9 protein-coding genes and 4 pseudogenes are annotated in these 20,476 nt (G+C 38.3%); 4 read left to right on the top strand and 9 right to left on the bottom strand.

Annotated elements, in window-relative coordinates; genetic code table 11:
* Both pgi and ACZ1G6_RS03095 read left to right on the top strand, forming a co-directional pair.
* On the top strand, positions 1-1,665 hold the full coding sequence (gene pgi / locus ACZ1G6_RS03100) for a glucose-6-phosphate isomerase (protein WP_472618015.1): 1,665 nt from the start codon (positions 1-3) through the stop codon (positions 1,663-1,665).
* 200 nt (positions 1,666-1,865) lie between these two features.
* A pseudogene (locus ACZ1G6_RS03095) lies at positions 1,866-2,012 on the top strand (DUF3545 family protein); the annotation flags it as partial.
* A gap of 53 nt (positions 2,013-2,065) precedes the next feature.
* Here ACZ1G6_RS03095 and ung read toward each other — a convergent pair.
* The 8 genes and pseudogenes from ung to ACZ1G6_RS03055 form a co-directional block, all read right to left on the bottom strand.
* Positions 2,066-2,731 carry a uracil-DNA glycosylase gene (gene ung / locus ACZ1G6_RS03090; protein ID WP_472618014.1) on the bottom strand — a complete coding sequence of 222 codons (666 nt, stop codon included), beginning with the start codon at positions 2,729-2,731 and terminating at the stop codon, positions 2,066-2,068.
* An 18-nt stretch (positions 2,732-2,749) separates the two neighbouring features.
* Positions 2,750-4,042: a threonine synthase gene (gene thrC / locus ACZ1G6_RS03085; RefSeq protein WP_472618013.1), complete on the bottom strand. Its 1,293-nt coding sequence runs from the start codon at positions 4,040-4,042 to the stop codon at positions 2,750-2,752.
* 18 nt (positions 4,043-4,060) lie between these two features.
* Positions 4,061-5,031 (bottom strand): annotated as a pseudogene (gene thrB, locus ACZ1G6_RS03080) (homoserine kinase).
* An 8-nt stretch (positions 5,032-5,039) separates the two neighbouring features.
* Positions 5,040-7,524, bottom strand: a pseudogene (thrA, locus tag ACZ1G6_RS03075) (bifunctional aspartate kinase/homoserine dehydrogenase I).
* A 544-nt stretch (positions 7,525-8,068) separates the two neighbouring features.
* Entirely contained in the window at positions 8,069-10,363 is a 2,295-nt protein-coding gene (locus tag ACZ1G6_RS03070; protein WP_472618012.1) for a GmrSD restriction endonuclease domain-containing protein, read from the bottom strand.
* Between the two features lie 9 nt (positions 10,364-10,372).
* Positions 10,373-11,683: a putative phage abortive infection protein gene (locus tag ACZ1G6_RS03065; RefSeq protein ID WP_472618011.1), complete on the bottom strand. Its 1,311-nt coding sequence runs from the start codon at positions 11,681-11,683 to the stop codon at positions 10,373-10,375.
* Positions 11,684-11,911: 228 nt separating this feature from the next.
* Positions 11,912-12,724 (bottom strand): hypothetical protein, encoded by an 813-nt coding sequence (locus ACZ1G6_RS03060; RefSeq protein ID WP_472618010.1) that lies wholly within the window; start codon positions 12,722-12,724, stop codon positions 11,912-11,914.
* Between the two features lie 73 nt (positions 12,725-12,797).
* Positions 12,798-13,919, bottom strand: a pseudogene (locus ACZ1G6_RS03055) (IS3 family transposase).
* Between the two features lie 542 nt (positions 13,920-14,461).
* On the opposite strand from ACZ1G6_RS03055, the gene ACZ1G6_RS03050 reads away from it, so the two are divergent.
* Both ACZ1G6_RS03050 and ACZ1G6_RS03045 read left to right on the top strand, forming a co-directional pair.
* A complete protein-coding gene (locus tag ACZ1G6_RS03050) occupies positions 14,462-15,448 on the top strand; it encodes a hypothetical protein (RefSeq protein WP_472618009.1) in 987 nt (328 codons plus the stop codon).
* Positions 15,449-15,998: 550 nt separating this feature from the next.
* Positions 15,999-17,465 carry a YfcC family protein gene (locus tag ACZ1G6_RS03045; protein WP_472618008.1) on the top strand — a complete coding sequence of 489 codons (1,467 nt, stop codon included), beginning with the start codon at positions 15,999-16,001 and terminating at the stop codon, positions 17,463-17,465.
* On the opposite strand, the gene ACZ1G6_RS03040 is transcribed toward ACZ1G6_RS03045, so the two are convergent.
* On the bottom strand, positions 17,462-20,407 hold the full coding sequence (locus ACZ1G6_RS03040; RefSeq protein ID WP_472618007.1) for a M16 family metallopeptidase: 2,946 nt from the start codon (positions 20,405-20,407) through the stop codon (positions 17,462-17,464). The genes ACZ1G6_RS03045 and ACZ1G6_RS03040 overlap by 4 nt on opposite strands.
* Between the last annotated feature and the right edge of the window lie 69 nt (positions 20,408-20,476).

The following is a 20,476-nucleotide window of genomic DNA, read 5'->3' as shown; positions in this document are numbered from 1 at the left end:
ATGTCAAATAGACTCAAACAATATCCAGCTTGGGTAGCACTAGAGCATCATGGCGCACTAGTAAAGCGCTACCATATGCGGCACATGTTTGAGTCTGATCCTCAAAGAGCGCAAACCTATTCTTTGCAAGGACCAAACATTTTCTTAGATTATTCTAAAAACCGTGTTACCCAAGCGGTATTAGATCATTTATTCGATCTAGCCCAGCAGTGTGGATTAGCACAGAAGATAGATGCGATGTTCAGTGGTGAAAAAATTAACATCACTGAAGACCGAGCCGTCTTGCACACAGCGTTGCGCAATTTTTCTGGGCAAGCAGTATATCAAAATGGCAAAGACGTTATGCCTGAGGTATTTTCAACATTAGAAAAAATGAAACGCTTCACCAAAGCCATTCACAATGGTGAGCATAAAGGATATTCCGGACAAGCTATCACCAAAATTGTCAGTATTGGTATTGGTGGTTCTTTCTTAGGGCCTAAAATAGCTTATGAAAGTCTCAAACCGTATGCAAACAAAGATATAGATCTTGTTTTTGTTGCCAATGTTGATGGTTGCCATATTCGAGATGTACTAGCAAAGTGCGATCCACAAAATACACTGTTTGTGATGTCCTCTAAGTCCTTTAGCACGCAAGAAACATTACAAAATACACTGACCGCGAAACAATGGTTTTTATCGCGCGGAGCTAGCCAAAAAGACATCGCTAAACACTTTGTTGCTGTATCTTCAAATGTCGACGCGGCTGTGGATTTTGGGATGGCCGCTGAAAATATATTCCCAATGGCTGATTGGGTAGGCGGACGATATTCTTTATGGTCGGCAATAGGCTTACCTATTGCACTGGGCCTAGGCTTTGAGCATTTTGAGTCTATCCTCAAAGGTGCTTATGAAATGGATTGCCATTTTAGGCAAGCCCCTTTTTCGCAAAACATGCCTGTTATTTTAGCAATGCTAGGCATTTGGTACCGTAACTTTTTGGGCTCACAAACCCACGCATTGTTACCTTACTCGCACTATCTTCGTGGCTTTCCCGCTTATGTTCAACAACTGGACATGGAAAGTAACGGAAAAAATACGACACTAGCAGGAAAAAATCTTAACCATGGTGCAGGTCCCGTCATTTGGGGCGCAGAAGGTACAAACGCACAACACTCTTTTTATCAATTAATTCATCAAAGTAACTTACCTATCCCTTGCGATTTTATGCTGCCAATAAACGTTGCACCTAGTGATGATCCTATCTTACAAGGCTCACAAGCTTTGCATCACGATATGCTTGCATCAAATTGCTTTGGGCAAACACAAGCATTGATGCAAGGAAAAAGCTTTGAGGAATGTTTGGCTGATCTTTCCACTAGCGATTTAGATCAAGAAGAAAAGGTAAAGCTGGCCGCACACAAAACAATGCCGGGGAATAATCCAAGCAACACCTTACTGTTTGACGAACTCTCTCCAAAGACCTTTGGTTCATTAGTTGCGCTTTATGAGCAAAAGGTATTTGTCCAGGGATGTATTTGGAACATCAACTCATTTGACCAATGGGGTGTTGAGCTTGGAAAGGTGCTTGGTAATCAAGTACTAGAAATGATTCATGGTGAACGAGAGCTTACTCAAAGCGATGCATCTACCCAAGCGCTGATAAAACGTTTTACCCAAAAATAAGCATTTGTACATATTTTTTGTTTTGCTGACTTGGTTTGTCATAGTTTTGTAAAATTAATTTAACAAATATTTAACTTAGTTGTTTTATTTTCACAACTGCTGTGGTACAAATTAAGACAGGTGTAAGAAGTGATGCATTAACAATATTAATAAAATGTCACTGTTTTGATTGCACCTTTCCATTAAAGAAGGAGCAAGTCATGGATTCATTAGAAATGCTGAAAACTATTGAAAACGAAAGCCGCGGTGCAAAAACAAAAAGCAAAAAAAGAAAATGGCGTGAAATCGAGGCAATTAAAGACAAATACGATTTAAAAAAGGAACTTTGTGATATCGATATGACCTATAGGAATACGAACTGGAAAGAGCTGGATAGTCCTTCTCGTTTAATTTATAAACATCACCACCTTATAGCTTGCTTGTGCTGAGCATTGAGCAAGCTGTTCGCCTTACTAAAATGACCACAACCTAAAAAACCTCTGTAAGCCGATAGAGGTGAAGGGTGTGGAGCCCTCAATACATGATGCCTTGTCTCATCAATTAATACTGATTTTTTTTGTGAAGGCTTACCCCACAACATAAATACAACACCTTCTAAATGTGTATTAATTTGTTCAATGACTTTATCTGTAAACTGCTCCCAACCTTTTTCTTTATGGGCGTTTGCTTGGCCATCTTCTACCGTCATAACGGTATTGAGTAACAGTACCCCTTGGGATGCCCAATGACTCAAATCGCCATCATCTGGGATAGTATAATTTTCGATGTCTTGCGCTAGTTCTTTGTAGATATTGCGTAAAGAAGGGGGGATATTTATCCCTTTTGGGACAGAAAAACTTAAGCCATGAGCTTGCTTAGGACCATGATAGGGATCTTGCCCTAAAATAACGATTTTCACTTGGGCAAAAGGTGTCAATTTAAAAGCATTAAACACCAAATCTGAGGTAGGGTATACTTTTACACCCAAGTCTCGCCTTTGTGACACAAAATCAAGCAACTCACGAAAATAAGGCTTCTGCTTTTCCTGTGATAACACGGTGTGCCATGTTAGTGCATCAACACTCATATCACTGCAGCTCCCAAATTATGCTTTGTTGCCTAGCACATTAAACATGTGCGCTTTAAGCTTTTCATAGTCATTTTCAAGCTCTAAGGCCAAAGAGGTCTTTGAAGAGCTCTCGGCCAATGCTTGAGGAAGACTAATCGCTTGCCCTAAAACATTTTCAACCACTTCCCTAAATTTAGCGGGGTGCGCCGTACCCAAAAATATACCTAGCTCATCATCTGCTATGTTTTTGCTCAGGGCTTGATATGCGATTGCTGCGTGAGGTTCAGAGGTATACCCTATTTGTGCTAATTTTCTCATTGCTAACTGCGTACATTCCTCATCAACGCCTTGGGCACTTAACAAACTGCCATCAAACCAGCCTTGGTCTATCATTGCTTGAATACGAGGCCAATTGTTAGGTTGACTAACATCCATAGCGTTTGAAATGGTAGCAACGGTGTCTTTTGGCGACCATTGACCACTTTGTAGATACCGAGGAACCGTATCGTTACTATTGGTAGCTGCAATAAAGCGTTTAATCGGTAAACCCAATAATTTAGCAATAATACCAGCAGTAAGATTACCAAAGTTTCCACTTGGAACAGAAAACACCGTGTTCTTGCGTTTTGATTTTGGTACTTGAGAAACTGCTTCAAAATAATAACAAATCTGCGCCATTAACCGACTGATATTAATCGAGTTAGCTGAGTTAAGATGCAAACCATCCCTTACTTCAAGATCGTCAAACGCAGTTTTTACGAGTTGTTGGCAAGCATCAAAATCAGATTCAATCGCCACAGCATGGATATTATCGCCCAATGTTGTAAATAGCTTTTCTTGCAATGGACTGATTTTACCCTTAGGAAATAAAATGACCACATTGATATTGGCAATACCGTGGAAGGCATGCGCTACTGCGGCTCCGGTATCGCCTGAGGTGGCCGTCAAAATAGTCACAGGCTTGCCATTGCTAATGTGTGCAAGTGCATTTGCCATAAAACGGCCACCAAAGTCTTTAAACGCTAAAGTCGGTCCATGAAATAACTCAAGGTTAAATATATTATCGGTAATCCTTACTAGTGGCGCGTCAAAGGTAAAGGCCTTATTAACAAAGTCACTAATTGTCTCTAAAGGAAGTTCGTCACCAATCAAATGCGACAAAATTTTGATGCTGCGTTGGGCCAAAGGTAATGCCAAAAGTGCGTCAATATCTTCTAATGGCGTTATTTTATTGGGAAAATAAAGACCTTGCCCTTTACCAAGGCCTTTTTGAACTGCGCTACAAAAGCTGGCTGTGTCGCTGGCATCTTTTAAATTTACTAATTCCACTATCTTCTTCCTAAGGTCTTATATGGATACTACTCGTGTACCCTTGGTATCAATTTTACAGATATGGCTAAAGCCATCATCATTTTGAATATAATGCGTATCAAGCCATTGTTGAATCTTTATCGCTTGATTTTTGCTATTTGTAGCAGCAAATACGGTTGGCCCCGAACCTGATATGCCAAAACTTAAGGCGCCATTATTCATAGCAAAATCTCGAGCTTCATCAAACATAGGCAACAAGGCTTTTCTATAGGGCTCAGCAATGACGTCATTCATTACGCTTGCTGCTAACTGCTCATCCTGAACGTGTAGTGCATGAATAAAAATAGCCAATTGCCGACCAAAACTAAGTGTATCGGCAAGGGTGTTATGACTAGGTAGTATTTCTCTAGCCGCTGCGGTAGATACTGACAAACCAGAATAACATACCACCCAATACCAGTTTTCAAACACGGGCAAATTAACTGCCACTGGTGTAGTTTGCCCCGTCATTAAAGTTATACCGCCTAAATAGCAAGGCGCTACGTTATCGTAGTGAATACTGCCACTAATTTGACCTTCTAATTCACCTTGTAAGCGAAGCAAATCGTTTTGCTTAAAGGGGCTTCGCCAAATCGATTACCAGCATATTCATTTAAAGCAAAAAGCGCAGCAACAATTGAGCTTGCACTGCTACCTAATCCGCTTCCAATTGGCAAATTCTTCGATAAGTGAATCGAGAGCTTATCTAGTGTTTGCCCCTTTGCTTGCATGGCAGCGTAGAACCTTTCATAGCATCTCATCACGATATTTTGGTGAGGATCATCAGGCAGCTTATGTGCAAATTGTCCATCTTGACTTAATTTAAATTGGTCCGCATCTTTTACTTCAACCCAATCTCCAAGTAGCTCGCCATTGATAGGTGCAAGACACGCACCTAATACATCAAAGCCTAGACTGACATTGCCAATTGAAGCTGGCGCATAGGCGCGTACTTGATTTATTGTCATTATTGACCCTAGTTGAATTCAGTTTGAATGGGTAAGGTTCGAAGTATATCAGCAAATACGCCTGCCGCGGTAACCGTTGCACCAGCGCCGTACCCCCTTATAACGTAAGGAATTGGCTGGTAGTATTTACTATGAATTGCTAATGCATTTTCTCCATCTTTGACCGCCGCTAAAGGATGTGATTGGTCTACTGCTTGTATACTTACTTTACACTGACCCCTTTCTATTGAACCAACATATCGCAATACCTTGTTATTTTCACGGGCCTTATCAGCTAGCAATCCAACATGTTTGTCCAGTTTAGGTAAGTTTTGCATAAACTCATCAATTGAGCCCGAGGCATCAAAATCATCAGGTAACACTGATTCAACTTCTATATCGCTTAACTCAAGTGACAAGCCTGACTCTCTTGCCATAATTAATAGTTTACGCGCCACATCCATGCCACTTAAATCATCACGAGGATCAGGCTCTGTAAAACCGTTTTGCTTAGCTATTTCGGTGACTTCAGATAAGCTCAAGCCCTCATCCAGTTTGCCAAACACAAACGAAAGCGAACCTGACAAAATACCTTCAAACTTGTCTAGTCGGTCCCCTGCTAATACTAACTTCTGCAGATTATCAATGACGGGTAAACCTGCGCCTACAGTCGTTTCATACAGGTATTGTCGGTTGTTGTTTAAGGCAGATTGCTTCAAAGACTTATAATAATCAAATACGTCTGTGTTCGCCTTTTTGTTAGGCGTGACAACATGAAAGCCTGCATCTAATAATGATAAATACAAACCTGAGATAAATTCGCTACTTGTGCAATCTATCAATACTGGGTTGGTCAATGAATTTGCTGCAGCAAAATCAGCAATCAAATCTACACTAAACACAGTTTGTGCTTGTTCAAGTTGGCTATCAAGGGGCTCGGTTAAATCAATGCCGATAGGTGAAAGTACACATTTCTTTGAATTGGCAACCCCATATACATTGAGCTTAATATTTCGCGCTAGCAAGGCTTCTTGTTGCTGGTGTATTTGGGCCAACAACACTTTTCCAACCGTACCAACGCCGACCAAAAATGCATCGATACTTAACATATTAGTAAAGAAGTTTTGGTGAATGACTTTTACCGCTTTTTTCGCTTTATTATTTTCTATCACCGTTGAGATTGAGCGTTCTGAGGAACCTTGAGCAATAGCGACATTATTCACTCTAGCTTGCGCTAAGGCTTTAAAGAACTTTGCTGCCATTCCTCTAGATTGACGCATTCCATCGCCCACTAGGGTGACAATAGCTAAGTCTTCTCTTACTTCTATTGGTTCAAGTAGTTGATTAGAGAGCTCTAATGCAAAATTATCTTCAAGCAGCTCTAATGCTCGTTTTGCATCATGTTGTCCAATACAAAAGCTGATACTGTATTCTGAGGAGCTTTGTGTAATCAAAGAAATCGAAATATTCCCTTTTGATATGACGTCAAAAATACGACTGGCCATGCCGACCATACCCTTCATGCCTGGGCCTGAGATATTAAACATACTAATATCTTCTAGGTGGGAAATCCCTTTAACGCTGGTCCATTTTTCGCTAGCTTGATGACTAATGAGCGTGCTAAGGCGCTGCTGGATTCAATGTATTACGAATAAGGCAAGGAATACCAAATTGAGCAATCGGCCCGATTGTCTTTGGATGTAAGACCTTGGCGCCAAAGTACGATAGCTCCATCGCTTCTTGATAGGTTAATTTATCAAGTAAAACTGCCCCTTCAACTTGATTAGGATCAGCATTATAAACACCATCAACGTCAGTCCATATTTCACAACAGCTTGCATTAATACATGCTGCCAAAATCGCCGCTGAGTAGTCAGAGCCATTGCGGCCAAGCGTCACCTTTTCACCTAATTCGTTAACTGCCACAAACCCGGGCATAACAAGTAGCTCACTACCATCTGAATTTACGGTTTTAAAGCGTTCACGACAAACAGACAATAAAGCTAAGCTATCAAGGTAGTCTCCTTGTGCAACAATGTAGTCGAGAGGATCGATGATTGTGTTGGTGATATTTTTTGCGGTTAATATGGCACTGAATATATTAACTGATATATATTCGCCCATGCTTAATATACTAGCCGTTACTTGGGCTGGACAAGTTTGGAGTAACTTTATGCCTTCAAGTTGTTGCTCAAGGGTTTTTAATTTGTCTGTAATCATGTCAGACACAATTAGATGAGCAAAGTTAGGCACATGTTGTTCAAGTTCATTTGCAATACCGTGTAAGGTCATATCGAGTTTTGCAAACAATTCACCAAAATCTTTACCTTCAGACGCCTGCTCACATAATAGTGATAACGCATTGGTCACACCTTTGGGGGCAGATAAAACCACTGCAGCGCCTTTGCTTGTGTCATTTTGCATTGTTTGGTGAGCATCTAAACTGATATCTAGTACGCGTAAATATCGCTTGGCATCCGCTAAGGACGACCCACCAAATTTTAAGACTTTCATGAACTGACTCCCGTCACAAATATATTATCAAACAAGCGCATATAAATTATAGGTAATAAAAAACCCGCTCTAGGCGGGCTTCAGTTAACTCTTACGACACAAGTTAACGACCGCCCTCCTCAGAGGTGGTAATCATCATGTCGTTAATCATTATTGTTGTTTTACTAACTATCATTATATTTATACAGTATTTATGTACTTTCTTATCTTCAATTTGCCGTATAGACGTCTAAATGTCAACAACTGCTTTCAAGAAATTGATAAAAAACTGATCATTTCTTACTAAATTGGGAAATTAGCAAACTTTGGGAATTTTTAATTTTTCATGTGTTTAGCTTAAATTTGTATTTTTGTTCTGATCAAAATTTGTAATTTGCTTGGGAATTTTTTTAGTTTTTATTTTATTCCTTCGATTTGTGTATTTAGTGAAGTTAGGAGTTTCTGTAAACTGCCATAGGTTTATTTAAATAGCCGTTATCACAATTGAGAAATTCTAAAAAAATTCGATTGAGTAAGTACATTACTTAGCCTGAAACTTAAGGGGTTACATGCTTATTCTTTCTAATAAGTTCTCAAAATACAGTTGCTGTGAACCTTCCTTAGGATTTAAATCAGGACTCTTCAGCTTTTCCTGTAAAGTCGCTAATTTCAAATGAAGTTCTTTGTAACTTATATCATGTCGTCTTGCTTCAGAAAGTCGTTGCAAAATCTGAAAGAGCAAATAAAAATCTACTAAATATCTCTTTGTTGAATCTCGACTGAACAAATTATTTAGTGAAGCTTTCATCTCTCTAGGAGAAAGCTTTGATTTTAGCAATTCAATTATCGATTCAGTTTCAGCGATGCACTCCAAAAAGTCATTTTTCAGTAAAATATCTGACGACATCTTTTCAAGTAAAGAAGACGCATCTTTTTTATCAGTAATTCGACAATTGATTCTATTGTCCCTTAAATAGAATCCTATGCTTGTAAAACTAGTACGATGCTTTGCATTGTATAAATTATATGCTAGTAAACATACTAGCTCTTCATTTAGCATTCGATCAGAGCTGCCTCTCATCTTTATAAAAAACCAGTCTATATTTTTGTCTGTAATCTTTTTTATATTCTGGATGACTTCATGGTCCATGAATGAATTCCACATCTCAAATGAGTTTTCCTTTATTGGATATGGCTTGTTGTTCAGTCGGATGAAAAGGTCTACCGGATCAAAATCCTTGTTAAGTGCAGAGTCTATCTCTATTACACTGAGCATAAAATCTAATATTTTCTCTTGAATAGACAATTCTAAATCTTCAAATCTTTTTCCGTTAAGTTCATCGAGAATTTTTAATCTAGATAATTTAAATTTATGACACTTAGGGTAGGCTATTTCTCCATTCTCATCTTGATAACTTTTTCCGACATAACCTAATATTGATAAGAGTCGTTGTTGACCATCAATGACTTCTTTTGTTTGTCGATTCCTTTTAAAGATAAACAACGGTGGTAAATTTATCCCAAGAATTATACTTTCGATAATAGCGGAGGCTTTGAAAATATTTATCTTTTCGGATCTTTGATAGCTTGGTCTTAGCAAATATTTATGGCTACCTAGCTCTTCAATTATCTCTTCTATTGGTATAAGGGAAGGTTCTGGCTTTTGCACTCTTAATGACGAAAGCTCACCGAGTTTAAGTTTTGCCTCTTTTTCACTCTGTCGCATTTCTTTTACTTTATATTTAAATTCATCGTCTCTGATATATAAAGAAAAATCAAAATCCAAAATTTGTTCAAACATCTCACTAGTTGACTTGTGTCTTTTTATAATCGAGCGGTAATGATGACTGTTTTCAGAAAGATAATCTGCATGGTGTATTTTAAGAAAGTTTGTTATCGAACTGATTGTTTGGTGTTCAAACAGCCTCTCTTTATCCAATCCTTCTTCAGTCAAAATATTCATGGCCCACAAGAGGGTTTCATTGACTAATTTATTTGGTTCAATTTTTAATCTCCTTATTAAATCCATAGTGTCGTCTAGAACTTTAAATAAACTATTGGAAACATTCTCGGGGTCTTCAGTATGTTCTGATTTAAATTTGTACAATAAATCAGTTACCTCTGTTCGATTACTGCCTGTAGCATAAGTATTTATTGGAAATGAAGATAGAATTAGATACTTTCGCATAAATTGTAGAAAGCCCGATGTGTCTCCTTGTTTAAAGGATTTCCCAATAAAATTATCATGGATTTCCTCAATTATTTCTGGGTTTGCAGCTATATGTTTCTTTATAGCTAACGTTATCGTGTCTTCATCATAAGTAGCGTTATCGATTTCCGCACTATTTAACGGTGTAATCCCAGAATTATATCTGCGGAAGATTTCTTTTTTAATTTTATCCTCAAGTGCTGCATCCAATTTAGGCTCATTATAAACTTCGAATTCGAATATTCGAATCTTGGCATCATCTAGTAGCCCTTGAATTTCAGGATCTAGTCTACTAAAGGTCTGATTTTGAAGTTGGGTCAATTTTGTCAAACCCTTGATGTGAAGCTTTAGATCCCCATTTCTAAACTTTCTAATGGTTTCATAACGTTGTCGCCCATCTATCACCTCAATTGTGTTACCTGTATTAAAAAATATCAAGGGAGGGACGTCAGTACCTAATAAAATACTTTCTATGAAGAACGACGCCTTACTATTGTCCCAAACATAGTTTCTTTGATAGTAAGGCTTAAAATTAATTTTTTTATTTCTTCGTTCACTGAAGAGTGTTTTCAGAGATAATGAATAAACGTTAGTCTTAATATTCTTTTTAAATACTTCTTCGAAATCACCTTTTTTTAAATAAGTACTCATTTTTACCCTTTATTCAAAATCTTGGTTAGTTGTTAACTTTTGCGATGATCTAACAAGAAAAATTAATTTTCTGCTGTGTTCTTCGATATCTACGAGCTGCTGTGATTCTATTGTAGGTAAATAGCGACTATAAACAAAAATATCTAATAATAAAGTTCTGAAGTAATGAACAAAACGCTTCTGTGTGAAACTTAACATTGAGCGCTCGACCAGATCAACGTTGGAAATGATTTCTAACTTTAATTCGTTTTTTTCAGATGACTCTAATGCGATAAACACATTATCACAATATGGTAATTTACTAGATCTACGCAATTCTGCAAAGTCTTCATCGTTGTACTTTTTCTCAAGATCTAATATGAATTCACCAATTAAAAAAATCACGTCATTATTAAATTGCATTAAAACAGAACGAGATTGCAATAAAGCAGAGTCATCTATCGTTCCTGAACGCAATATTAGTTTATTTTTTTTATTTGTCGGCCAAAGATAAGGGTAAAATTCGAGTTTTGATATTGTTGGTAAGTGTTTTAAAACATTGAATTTCAAAATTAGTTTATAGGACTCCCCACCATAACTACTATGCGAGTTATAATAAAGAGCCAACATCTCATTTTCAGACAACTGAGACCGTAAGATTTTTATATACTTGAACTTTTCAGTAGTCTCAATGTTGGATTCATCGATCGTTTTAATAATTCTATATACTAATCGAAAGTAGTGAGTTAATTCTTCCTTTCGTTTGTAAAAAACCTCCAAATAAATTTTTTTGCTAACATCGAACGACGAGTTAAAACTATGATGCTTGATTAATAAATATTGTAATTCAGCTTTTAGCTCTTTAAAGAAATTACCTGTACTACTTTGCTGATTTAGGTCTTGAATAATAGTGTTATAGAGATTAATGAGCGAAAAATACACTGAATCAAGACGTTGCTGTGATAATGTCTTCGATTGCTCTATGATCACGTTTCGTGACTGACGAAGTTCATCCCGCTGGAGAGTGAGCTCTTGCCGTTGCAATCGAAATTCTTTAGACTGGGTTTGTAATGCGTCAACTTGTTTTTCTAATGACGTTCTATTGGTTGCAAAGTCTTTTGTCTGTGCCTTAAGAGCGTTATAAAATAAAAGTACGCCGCACAAAGACCAGATTGCACCTAGTACTCCGCCGAAAAAATCACCAAATGCTCCAAACTTACCATCGTCTATCACCCAATCAGTTGAATATGAGCTATTCCATAAAAATAGTACAATTAATGGTATTACTAAAAGTAACAACCAAAGCGCCAGTTTGTATATCTTTTCGCTATTATCCTTCAATTTGAGCCAATCCTTTATGCCAATCAACGAAAGCCTTTGAGTAAATAATGTAGATTAGTCACAAGTCTAACGATAGCGCTTAGTTACACGATCTACATGCTATGAAAAAAGTTATTCATCTTTATACAATCATTAATAAATATTGTGCTAATGCTGAACTTAACTATATTCAGTTTCAAACTGTAGGTCAAAACTCTTTTACATTGCTGAGCAGTGGTTGCAATATAGTTAAAAAAAACTATCTCGGTTAAGTTTCTCATCAATCATTATCGCTAAATTCCTGCACTGCAATGTTAACTTCCTAACTGTGTCAGGAGATATGTCAACTTTTTCATCGTCAGCCGAAAAGCCAGCGCGGTGAACGCAGTCATGGCGAGTACTGACTGCCACCTTTAACCAGTGTGTATCACCAAAACTAATATTTAAGTACCTGCCATATAATTCACTTACTCTCTTTACGTTATGAAAACTCACTCTACCTAGATATTCGAATACAGCATCTTCGATTGTATTGTACCTATCGAAAATTTTACTTAGTGGTATTGTTTGTTCTTTAAAATATGGCTCCTGAGCCACAAATTTATGAATTAGATCGCTACTAGATTTCATTTCTTGTATAAACATCGAAGAAAAATAGGATTCCAAAGATGATATACAATGTGCGTGAAGCATTACTAATAAGTTAAAAGTTCGGTCTACTTTATTATTGTCAGGTATCAAAGACTTAACGCTGTCTAACTGCCTGACAAGCGTATTAATGGGCGAAACGATGCCTAATAATACGGAAGCCTCTTCAATATCATATTCACCATAAACAATGTCAACCGATTGTCCGACTTCAACACCCATAGACTCAAGTAAGTCTAAATCTGAACCTTCCAAAAAGGTAATTCGAACAGTTGGCATTAGCGCATCAACATCTTCATAATCAAAATGGAGTAATTTTACTTCAACTTCTTTAATACAATAATGCTTAGCCAATAAGTCAGCTAATGCCTGCTCTTGCTGTAAATCTAATAAGTATTCTTTTGCTCTGTCCACGTTATAACCTATTTATCATTTTATGTTAGTAACCCATGGAATTTTAATTCAAAGTTGTCAATGTATGTAGTGGTCAACAAAATCCGTACAACGATTTAGCTAATTTCTCAACTTTCGCTTGCGGTAGACCATCGTTAAATTGATGCGGTCGTTCCCAGTTGTTGTAGTTCATCAGGTAATAACCCACATCTCGTTTTCCTTCATTTGCTGATTGATAGCCGACAGATTGCATCCATTCAGATTTTAAGCTTCTAAATACTCTCTCCATTGGGCTGTTATCGAAACAGTTACCACGTCGGCTCATGCTCGGCTCCAAGTTATGTAATTTGCAAAAACGTAACCAATCATCACTGCTGTATTGTGACCCTTGATCAGAGTGCGCCATGACTTTGGCTACAGGCTTTCTTCGCCAAACTGACATTAACAATGCATCAAGTACAATTTCTCTGCTCAACGTTGGCTTCATCGATCAGCCAACCACCTTACGTGAAAATAGATCTACGACCACAGTCAGGTATAGCCAACCTTGTCACGTTCTTATATAGGTAATGTCGGTTACCCAGACTTTATCTGGCGCTTCAACAGTAAATTCGCTTTCTAATCGGTTTGGCGCGATAATAGATGGTCTACCTTGTATGACCCGAGGCGTTTTATAGCCCCGTACTGACTGAATGCCATGCCGTTTCATGATTTTAGCGATACGATTTCTACCGCATTGCTCACCAAGCTCTTTGAGGTCGAGAACGACGCGATTTGCCCCATAAATACCATGACTTGCATCGTACGATGTTCTGATAAGCTTCAATAAACGCGCATCTTCAATCGCTTTGTCCGACAAAGGCTTGTGCAGCCAAAAATAAAAGCCTGCTCGTGTAAGTTTAAAAACTCGGCACATGGTAGCGACGCCAAATTCAAACCGATGATCATTAATAAACTGATACTTTACTCGGGCTGGCTTGCAAAGAACCCTGCGATGCTCACTTGAACTTACAGCGGCCTTTTTTAGAATGTCTCGCTCTTCTTCTGTTCAACGTAACTCAGCTTTCAGTTTGAGTATTTCGCTTTTAGCGGCTAACAGCTCCTCGTCGTGTCTAACTGAATTACTAGGTTTCACGGCATTTACCCATTTATAAATACTGTGAGCAGAAACTCCTAATCGCTGCGCCACTTCTTGGACAGAATGTCGGCCATCAATAACTTATCTCACTGCTTCATCTTTAAATTCTGGTGTATATCGTTGGTTGCTCATATATTTCCACTATGCTCAAATAATAGACGATGATTGTCTATCAGGCAGTGGGAGGCCAGTCCATTTTGGGACAACAAACTGTCTAGCAAAATCTGGGAAGTCCAAATCGTTATTACGTGTCAAGAGCAAAACGAAGCAGGAAAAACGACATTATTAAAACTACCCAAAATCCAGATAAAAACTTTTCAAAACAAATTAATACCTAATTAACATAGCTTTGACGTATGCTAATCTTATTTGATGGATGATACAAAGCAAAAAATAGCGAAGCGATAAATTACTAATCTGTCCTTTATAAAAAGCCTCTAATTACGGAAATATGTCTACTTGAACTGTCAGTTTCACTCATCTTTTGTAACGTACTTACTTTCCTAAAACAATGATTTAAACGAATTAGTTATTCGAATATTTCTGCTTTTGTAAACCTAGTACGTTGATAAGATTTTATTGCCTTAAAGGCTTTTAATTATTTATAAGGAATATTAATAATGAAATCAAAAAAGTTAGTATACATGTTATTTGCTGGAGCATTCATGTTAGTTTTGAGCACAAAAGCTCACTCTCTAATCACTGGTGTAGTTCAAAGCGATCGAGCTGTAATATGCCATGGGTGCGACTCTCAAGAAAGAGATTATTACGCATACCAAAAGGCACAATCACTTAATCTACAGCCGTATGATCCAATCAACACACTGGACCCAGACCAAACAACTATCTACGTGTTTGACTTTGAAACGAAACAAACCCATGCCTTTTTTGTGAGCTCCGCTTATGATTTTGTAAATAGAAGAAACATTACTTTGACTCCTCTACCTCAAATGATGATCCCTTCAAGCTTAAGAGCAAATTGGATTGAAGTAGTCGACACTTTAAATCAAACTTTTAATGCAATAGGCGACACTGACATTGAAGGTAGTGGTTTTGAATTCCTCTCAAACGCTAATTATCGTCAATCTGTATTTACTGCTGTTACATTTCGAATGAATAATTCAATAGCAGGGATTCCTCTTGGCGCAGCTTCATTAATCCAAGCCCTCGGGAGCGTTACAGGATTGATGACGAGCAGTTCAACCTTAACAACAATCACTCTCAATTTTTCTGATGGAGTGTCAGTGAATATAGGATTGAATGCCGATGGGACATCTACTATTTTTCAAATACTACAATTTGATTGGCAGTACATTGAAAATTCAGCAACTTTCACCGATGAAAACGGCAATCAAATAGCCATTCCTGATTCGCCTACTGATATAAATAACATTTTAGATTTTTCAATTGAAACAACTCAGGAAACTTTCGATGACTTCGTTGCGACATTAGGCCGAAATGGTTTCGGGATCTCTGGTGGCCCCGGCAGCGGAAGTTATAGTTTTGACAGTCAGTTTAAGAATTGTAGAGCAGTCCAAGAAGAGACTGGTGAAGTGTCTGAAGACGGTACCCCCATATTTAAATACACATTTAGTTGCGGGGGTTAATTATGGATAGCACGAGAGGTAAATATCAGACATTATACGAATTGTTTCTCATAGTGTGGGCATTAGTAGGTATCATTATGATGAGCTTGGCAATATATTTGAGACTGTTAAATGAACAATCTGAAGGCTTTTTGTTACTTGTTGGTCAAGTGGCAGTAGCTTTAATGATGATAGCCTTCAGTTTGGTCACCTTTTATGGTTATAAAAGCGGAAGTAAGGGCTTGATGGCGAGTTCGTATATATTTGCCGTGTTGCCTACTATAGTCCCCATATTGTGGATAACTAACGTTTTTTACTTTAAGACAAGAAATTCACCAGCATAATAATAAAGGTAAAAGTGCATTGCTCTAAACAGGGGCAATGCATAACTTTTTATAACTTGGGCCTATGAAGAAAGAATGCCATCGCATTCTTTAAAGCCTTTTCCATTCAGCTTGAGAAATTGATAAAAAACCACTAATGTCTAGTTTTTCTTTTGATTACTAATCAAATTACATGCAATTGTTGTATATAATGATGACCAATAAGCATAATAAAAAGTACTTAACTTATGAAACAACCCCTCGAATCAACAGGCTTTAAAGTACCGCACACTTTAATTCTACTATTAGGAATGATGCTTGTTGCTTATATTGCAACTTGGCTCGTGCCTCAAGGTTTTTTTGACATGATAACCTTAGAAAATGGTCGTCAAGCCGTCATTCCAGGTACCTACAGTGTTTCACAATCCACCATATCGTTGACCCCGATGGACTTTTTTGTTGCCATCCCAAGGGCGTTTGCGGCCGCTCAAGATGTTATTTTCTTCGTATTTATCGTTGGTGGTGTATTGAGCGTTGCTAGAGCCACCGGCACCATTGATGCACTTATAGGGAGTTTGTTAGATAAATTTGGGACACGCCCTCATATGCTGATTTTTATGGTGGTGTTTTGCTTTGCACTAGCATCAGGGGCAATCGGTACAGCAGGCGAGTATATTCCATTTGTTTTGATACTCGTTGGCTTATGCAAAGCCATGCGCCTTGACGCAATGACAGCCGTTGGCATGGTAGTAACTGGCTATGGCATCGGTTATGGTGTATCTGCATTTAGTCCGTTCACTGTCGTGGTGGCACAAAACGTTGCGGGAGTGCCTGTTTATTCTGGAATCGAATTACGTCTGGCTATTTTTGTCCCCTTTGTTTTAATTGGCTTTCATCACGTGTGGAAGTACGCAAAAGGCGTCTTAAACGACCCATCGAGCTCTATGACAGCTGGGTTAGCTTGTCCATTGGCAGGTAATGAAAATGTAAGTTATCCTGCGTTGAACAACCGTCACAAAATTATTCTATTTGGCTTAATTTTCACGATCATTACTGCTGTTTGGGGTATATCCCAAAAGGGTTGGTATCTAAATGAAATGGGTGCCATTTTCATTATATGGGGTATTTTTTGCGTGATTGTAGGCCAATTAGGTGCATCAGAGGCGGCCGACAAATTTATTGACGGAGTTAAAGATCTGGCCATGACGGCCATTTTAATTGGTATTGCACGTGGCATTGCCTTAATTATGGAAGATGGCCAAATACTTCACACTTTGGTTCACGGCATGTCTCAACCTCTTTCTCATCTGGGAGCAGAACTTGCTGCAGTGGGTATGTTTATTATGCAGTCTATTCTGAATTTATTTATTCCCTCTGGCTCTGGTCAAGCCTACGTTACAATGCCTTTAATGGCACCAGTAGGTGACATCATTGGGGTAAACAGACAAATAGCGGTATTGGCTTATCAATTTGGTGATGGTTTTTCAAATATGATCATCCCAACAAATGCTGTCCTTATGGGTATTATCGGAATGGCTGGTGTACCCTATCATTTGTGGTTTAGATTTTGTTTGCCACTCATTCTAAAACTCATGTTCGCGGCTTCAGTTGTATTAGTATTAGCAGTTGTTTTTGACTATGGCGCCGATGTGCAACCTGTTCCTACAGCCCTTGAAGTAGGCAGTAGTAGTAGTACTGCCATACTCACAAACTAATTTACTTGTTTGGCAGGTAAATCTTTATTTGGAGACTTAGGTTCAGGTTCGCTTTGTGGCAACAAAGTTGCGATCAAATTATGAGGTGTGCTTAGGTATGTTTTAGCCGCCTCTTTTACCATTTCAAGCGTGATAGATGTCACCATAGCTTCATACTCGTTTGTCGGTATTTGATAGAACATGGTATCTGCATAAATCATTTGATCTAACCAAAACCAGTTTTCTTGCTGATTTTTTTGGTACTGTAACAACACTGACGTCTTATAATTTTCAAGCCATTGAGGATTAAATTCACCTAATTGGAAAGCCTTAAAAATCTCATTAACTTCATGTTGCAGCTCTTCTACACGCTCGGGGTTACAACTAAAATTGATGCTTAAATAAAACTCTTCATGCGGCCATCTAGACAAGTTCCCCGATAGGCTTATTGAGTACACGCCGCCTAACTCTTCTCTCAAGCGTTCTCGTAGGCGCACTTCAAGGCCTTGACGCAACGCGTTAAATATACGGCTATTGATGTGTGACCACTTTGCGTCGCCATACCACTCCATAATGACATTAGCTTTGGGCTCTGTGCCTTTTACCATTGAGAATGTGGTATTCCCCGTCAAGTCATAATCAGGAGATTTCTTAGCTGTTTCACGATTATTGCTGGTGTTGATGCTGGCAAGGTAAGTACTTAGCAGAGTGTCTAGGGTATCAAAGTTAATATCGCCAACAAACGCAAACGTGAAGTCTGCAGGATTGCTAAACCGAGCATTAAAGACCTCATAACTTGTTTGCATATTTTGCCGTTCAAGCATATCAACATCAAACTCAACACTTCTAGGATTGCCCACACTTGTTTTTTCGCGCAAAGCCTTAAAGAACTGAGCATTCACACTGTTATATTTGTTTTCTAATTGTGGCTTGTATAGGCTTTTTAAAAAATCAAACCTTTCTTGATTCATGACGGTTTGTGTCATTTGTAAATGAAGGCTTTGTAACATCACTTCTAAGTCGTCAGTGGTTGAATTACCGCTGAGTATTTCGCTTTCATTATTAACCCGCGTGTTAACGCGATAACGTTTATCTTCGTTAAAATCAATCAATTGTTGCGAGCTCAATTCACCAAGGCCCATAAACGGTACCGCATTTATCAGTCCAAAGGATGACAAATAAGTTTCATCATCCACCGTATTAAAACCACCGGGACTATATGCTTTAAAGCTAATACTGTTGTCTGCAAAGTCGGTTTTTTTAACAAACACACGGGTATTATTTGACAATAGCCATTCATAAGCATCCCACTTTTCAATATATGTTTTTGTCACCACGCTGCCTGGAACAGGCTTATTTGCCATTAAACTATCTACCCGCGTTGCATCTAAATACACTGTGGGTTGGGACGTAAATATTTCATCCCAAATCTCTTTCAACGCTTGCGCTGTTGGCAAGCTTGAATCGCTTATCGAAGATTTGTCATCTTCAGGCGTAGTGATAAAAACTAACACATTTTTGTTTAAGCGAGATTTATCGGGGGTATCTTCTCCCAGCCAAGCATTAACCTGTGTTTGTAGGTCGCTTATACTAATATTATTGAGTATGTCTTTTACCAAACTATATTCTTGTTGAACATTCGATAGTGGCGTTTGCGAACGTATGTGAGCAAGATACCGATTAACAAATACACTATGGGTAAGCGTGTCTTGTGCTTTTAATGCATTTTTAAAACTATCAAGTAAAATTTCTTTTTGACGGTTTAATTCTTGTTGCGTAACACCATGAATTTGCAACCTTCTTACTTCAGTCAAAACTTCAGCAAATGCCTTGCTTAACTTGTCAGGCTTCACCCCTACTCTAATAAAAGTCTCTTGAGCCATTTCAGATATACTGGTACTTCCGATACTTACAGAATTAAAGGGCTTGTCTGACATAAGGACAAGGTCATTTAAGCGTTTGCTCATCGCGCCGCGCAACAAAGTTTTAATCAAGTTTTGCTTAAATGTTCTCTGGTCATAGTGGGTGGGTATTTCAGTTCGCCAACCTATACCTAGGGAAGTCGTACTTAGTTCTAAGTCGCTTAAAATACTAAATTGAACATCACTATGTTTGAGTAAGGTTTGTTTGGGAACGTCAACTACATGCGCAGATTTTTGAATATTACCAAAATATTCTTCAATCATTGGCACGACTGTATCGACTTGTATATCGCCTACTACAATTACTGACATTAATTCAGGTTTGTACCATGTCTGATAGTAGTCTACTAATGCAGAATAACTGCCATTTAGTATATTTTCTTGAGTACCGATTGGTAGGCGCTGTGCATAATTAGTGCCTGCATATATCAAAGGTAACTGACGTTTACTTAATCGTTCACCTGCGCCTTTTCGCGCTCGCCACTCCTCCAGTACAACTCCGCGCTCTTCTTCAACAGCTTGTTCATCAAAGCTAATCTTGTGAGCCCAGTTTTCAAGGATCTGAATCGCCTTTTTAACGACTGTCACATCGTCACTTGGTACTCGTAATTGATATATCGTGTAATCAAATCCGGTACTGGCGTTTAGATGCGCGCCAAAGTCCATTCCCACTGATTCTACAAACGCTAAAATTTCTTGTTCTTTAAAGTCTTGTGTACCATTAAAAGCCATGTGCTCAACAAAGTGCGCAAAACCAAGTTGGTCGCTGTTCTCAAGGGCAGATCCCGCCCTTACCACTAAACGAAGTTCGACAAAGTTAGCTGGTTTTGCGTTATTGCGAACAAAATATTGCACGCCATTTTCAAGCTTACCTTGTGTAAGCTTTGGATCAACAGGCATCGGCTTTTCGGGACTAAGCTGATGTACCATGACATCACTGGCAATAGGAAGGTCGCTTTTTTGCTCAAGTGATGAAGTGCTACATGCAGTGACTATCACAAAAGACAATACCAATAAAATAAAACGAAAAAATAGAAACATAGTGTTCGAGTAAGATGGTTGTTGCAGTCGATAGTACAAGAACACTCGTAAATAACAAGGTAAGGTAAA

The sequence above is a fragment of the Glaciecola sp. HA4-3 genome (assembly GCF_055693685.1).
Note: the sequence above shows the minus strand (reverse complement) of the source record. Positions and strands in the feature narration are given on the sequence as shown.

What these genes read in the sequence shown, in the direction of transcription:
- ACZ1G6_RS03040 (WP_472618007.1), bottom strand. Translation starts at nt 20,407, where the DNA reads ATGTTTCTATTTTTTCGTTTTATTTTATTGGTATTGTCTTTTGTGATA.
- ACZ1G6_RS03050 (WP_472618009.1), top strand. Translation starts at nt 14,462, where the DNA reads ATGAAATCAAAAAAGTTAGTATACATGTTATTTGCTGGAGCATTCATG.
- pgi (WP_472618015.1), top strand. Translation starts at nt 1, where the DNA reads ATGTCAAATAGACTCAAACAATATCCAGCTTGGGTAGCACTAGAGCAT.
- ACZ1G6_RS03045 (WP_472618008.1), top strand. Translation starts at nt 15,999, where the DNA reads ATGAAACAACCCCTCGAATCAACAGGCTTTAAAGTACCGCACACTTTA.
- ACZ1G6_RS03070 (WP_472618012.1), bottom strand. Translation starts at nt 10,363, where the DNA reads ATGAGTACTTATTTAAAAAAAGGTGATTTCGAAGAAGTATTTAAAAAG.
- ung (WP_472618014.1), bottom strand. Translation starts at nt 2,731, where the DNA reads ATGAGTGTTGATGCACTAACATGGCACACCGTGTTATCACAGGAAAAG.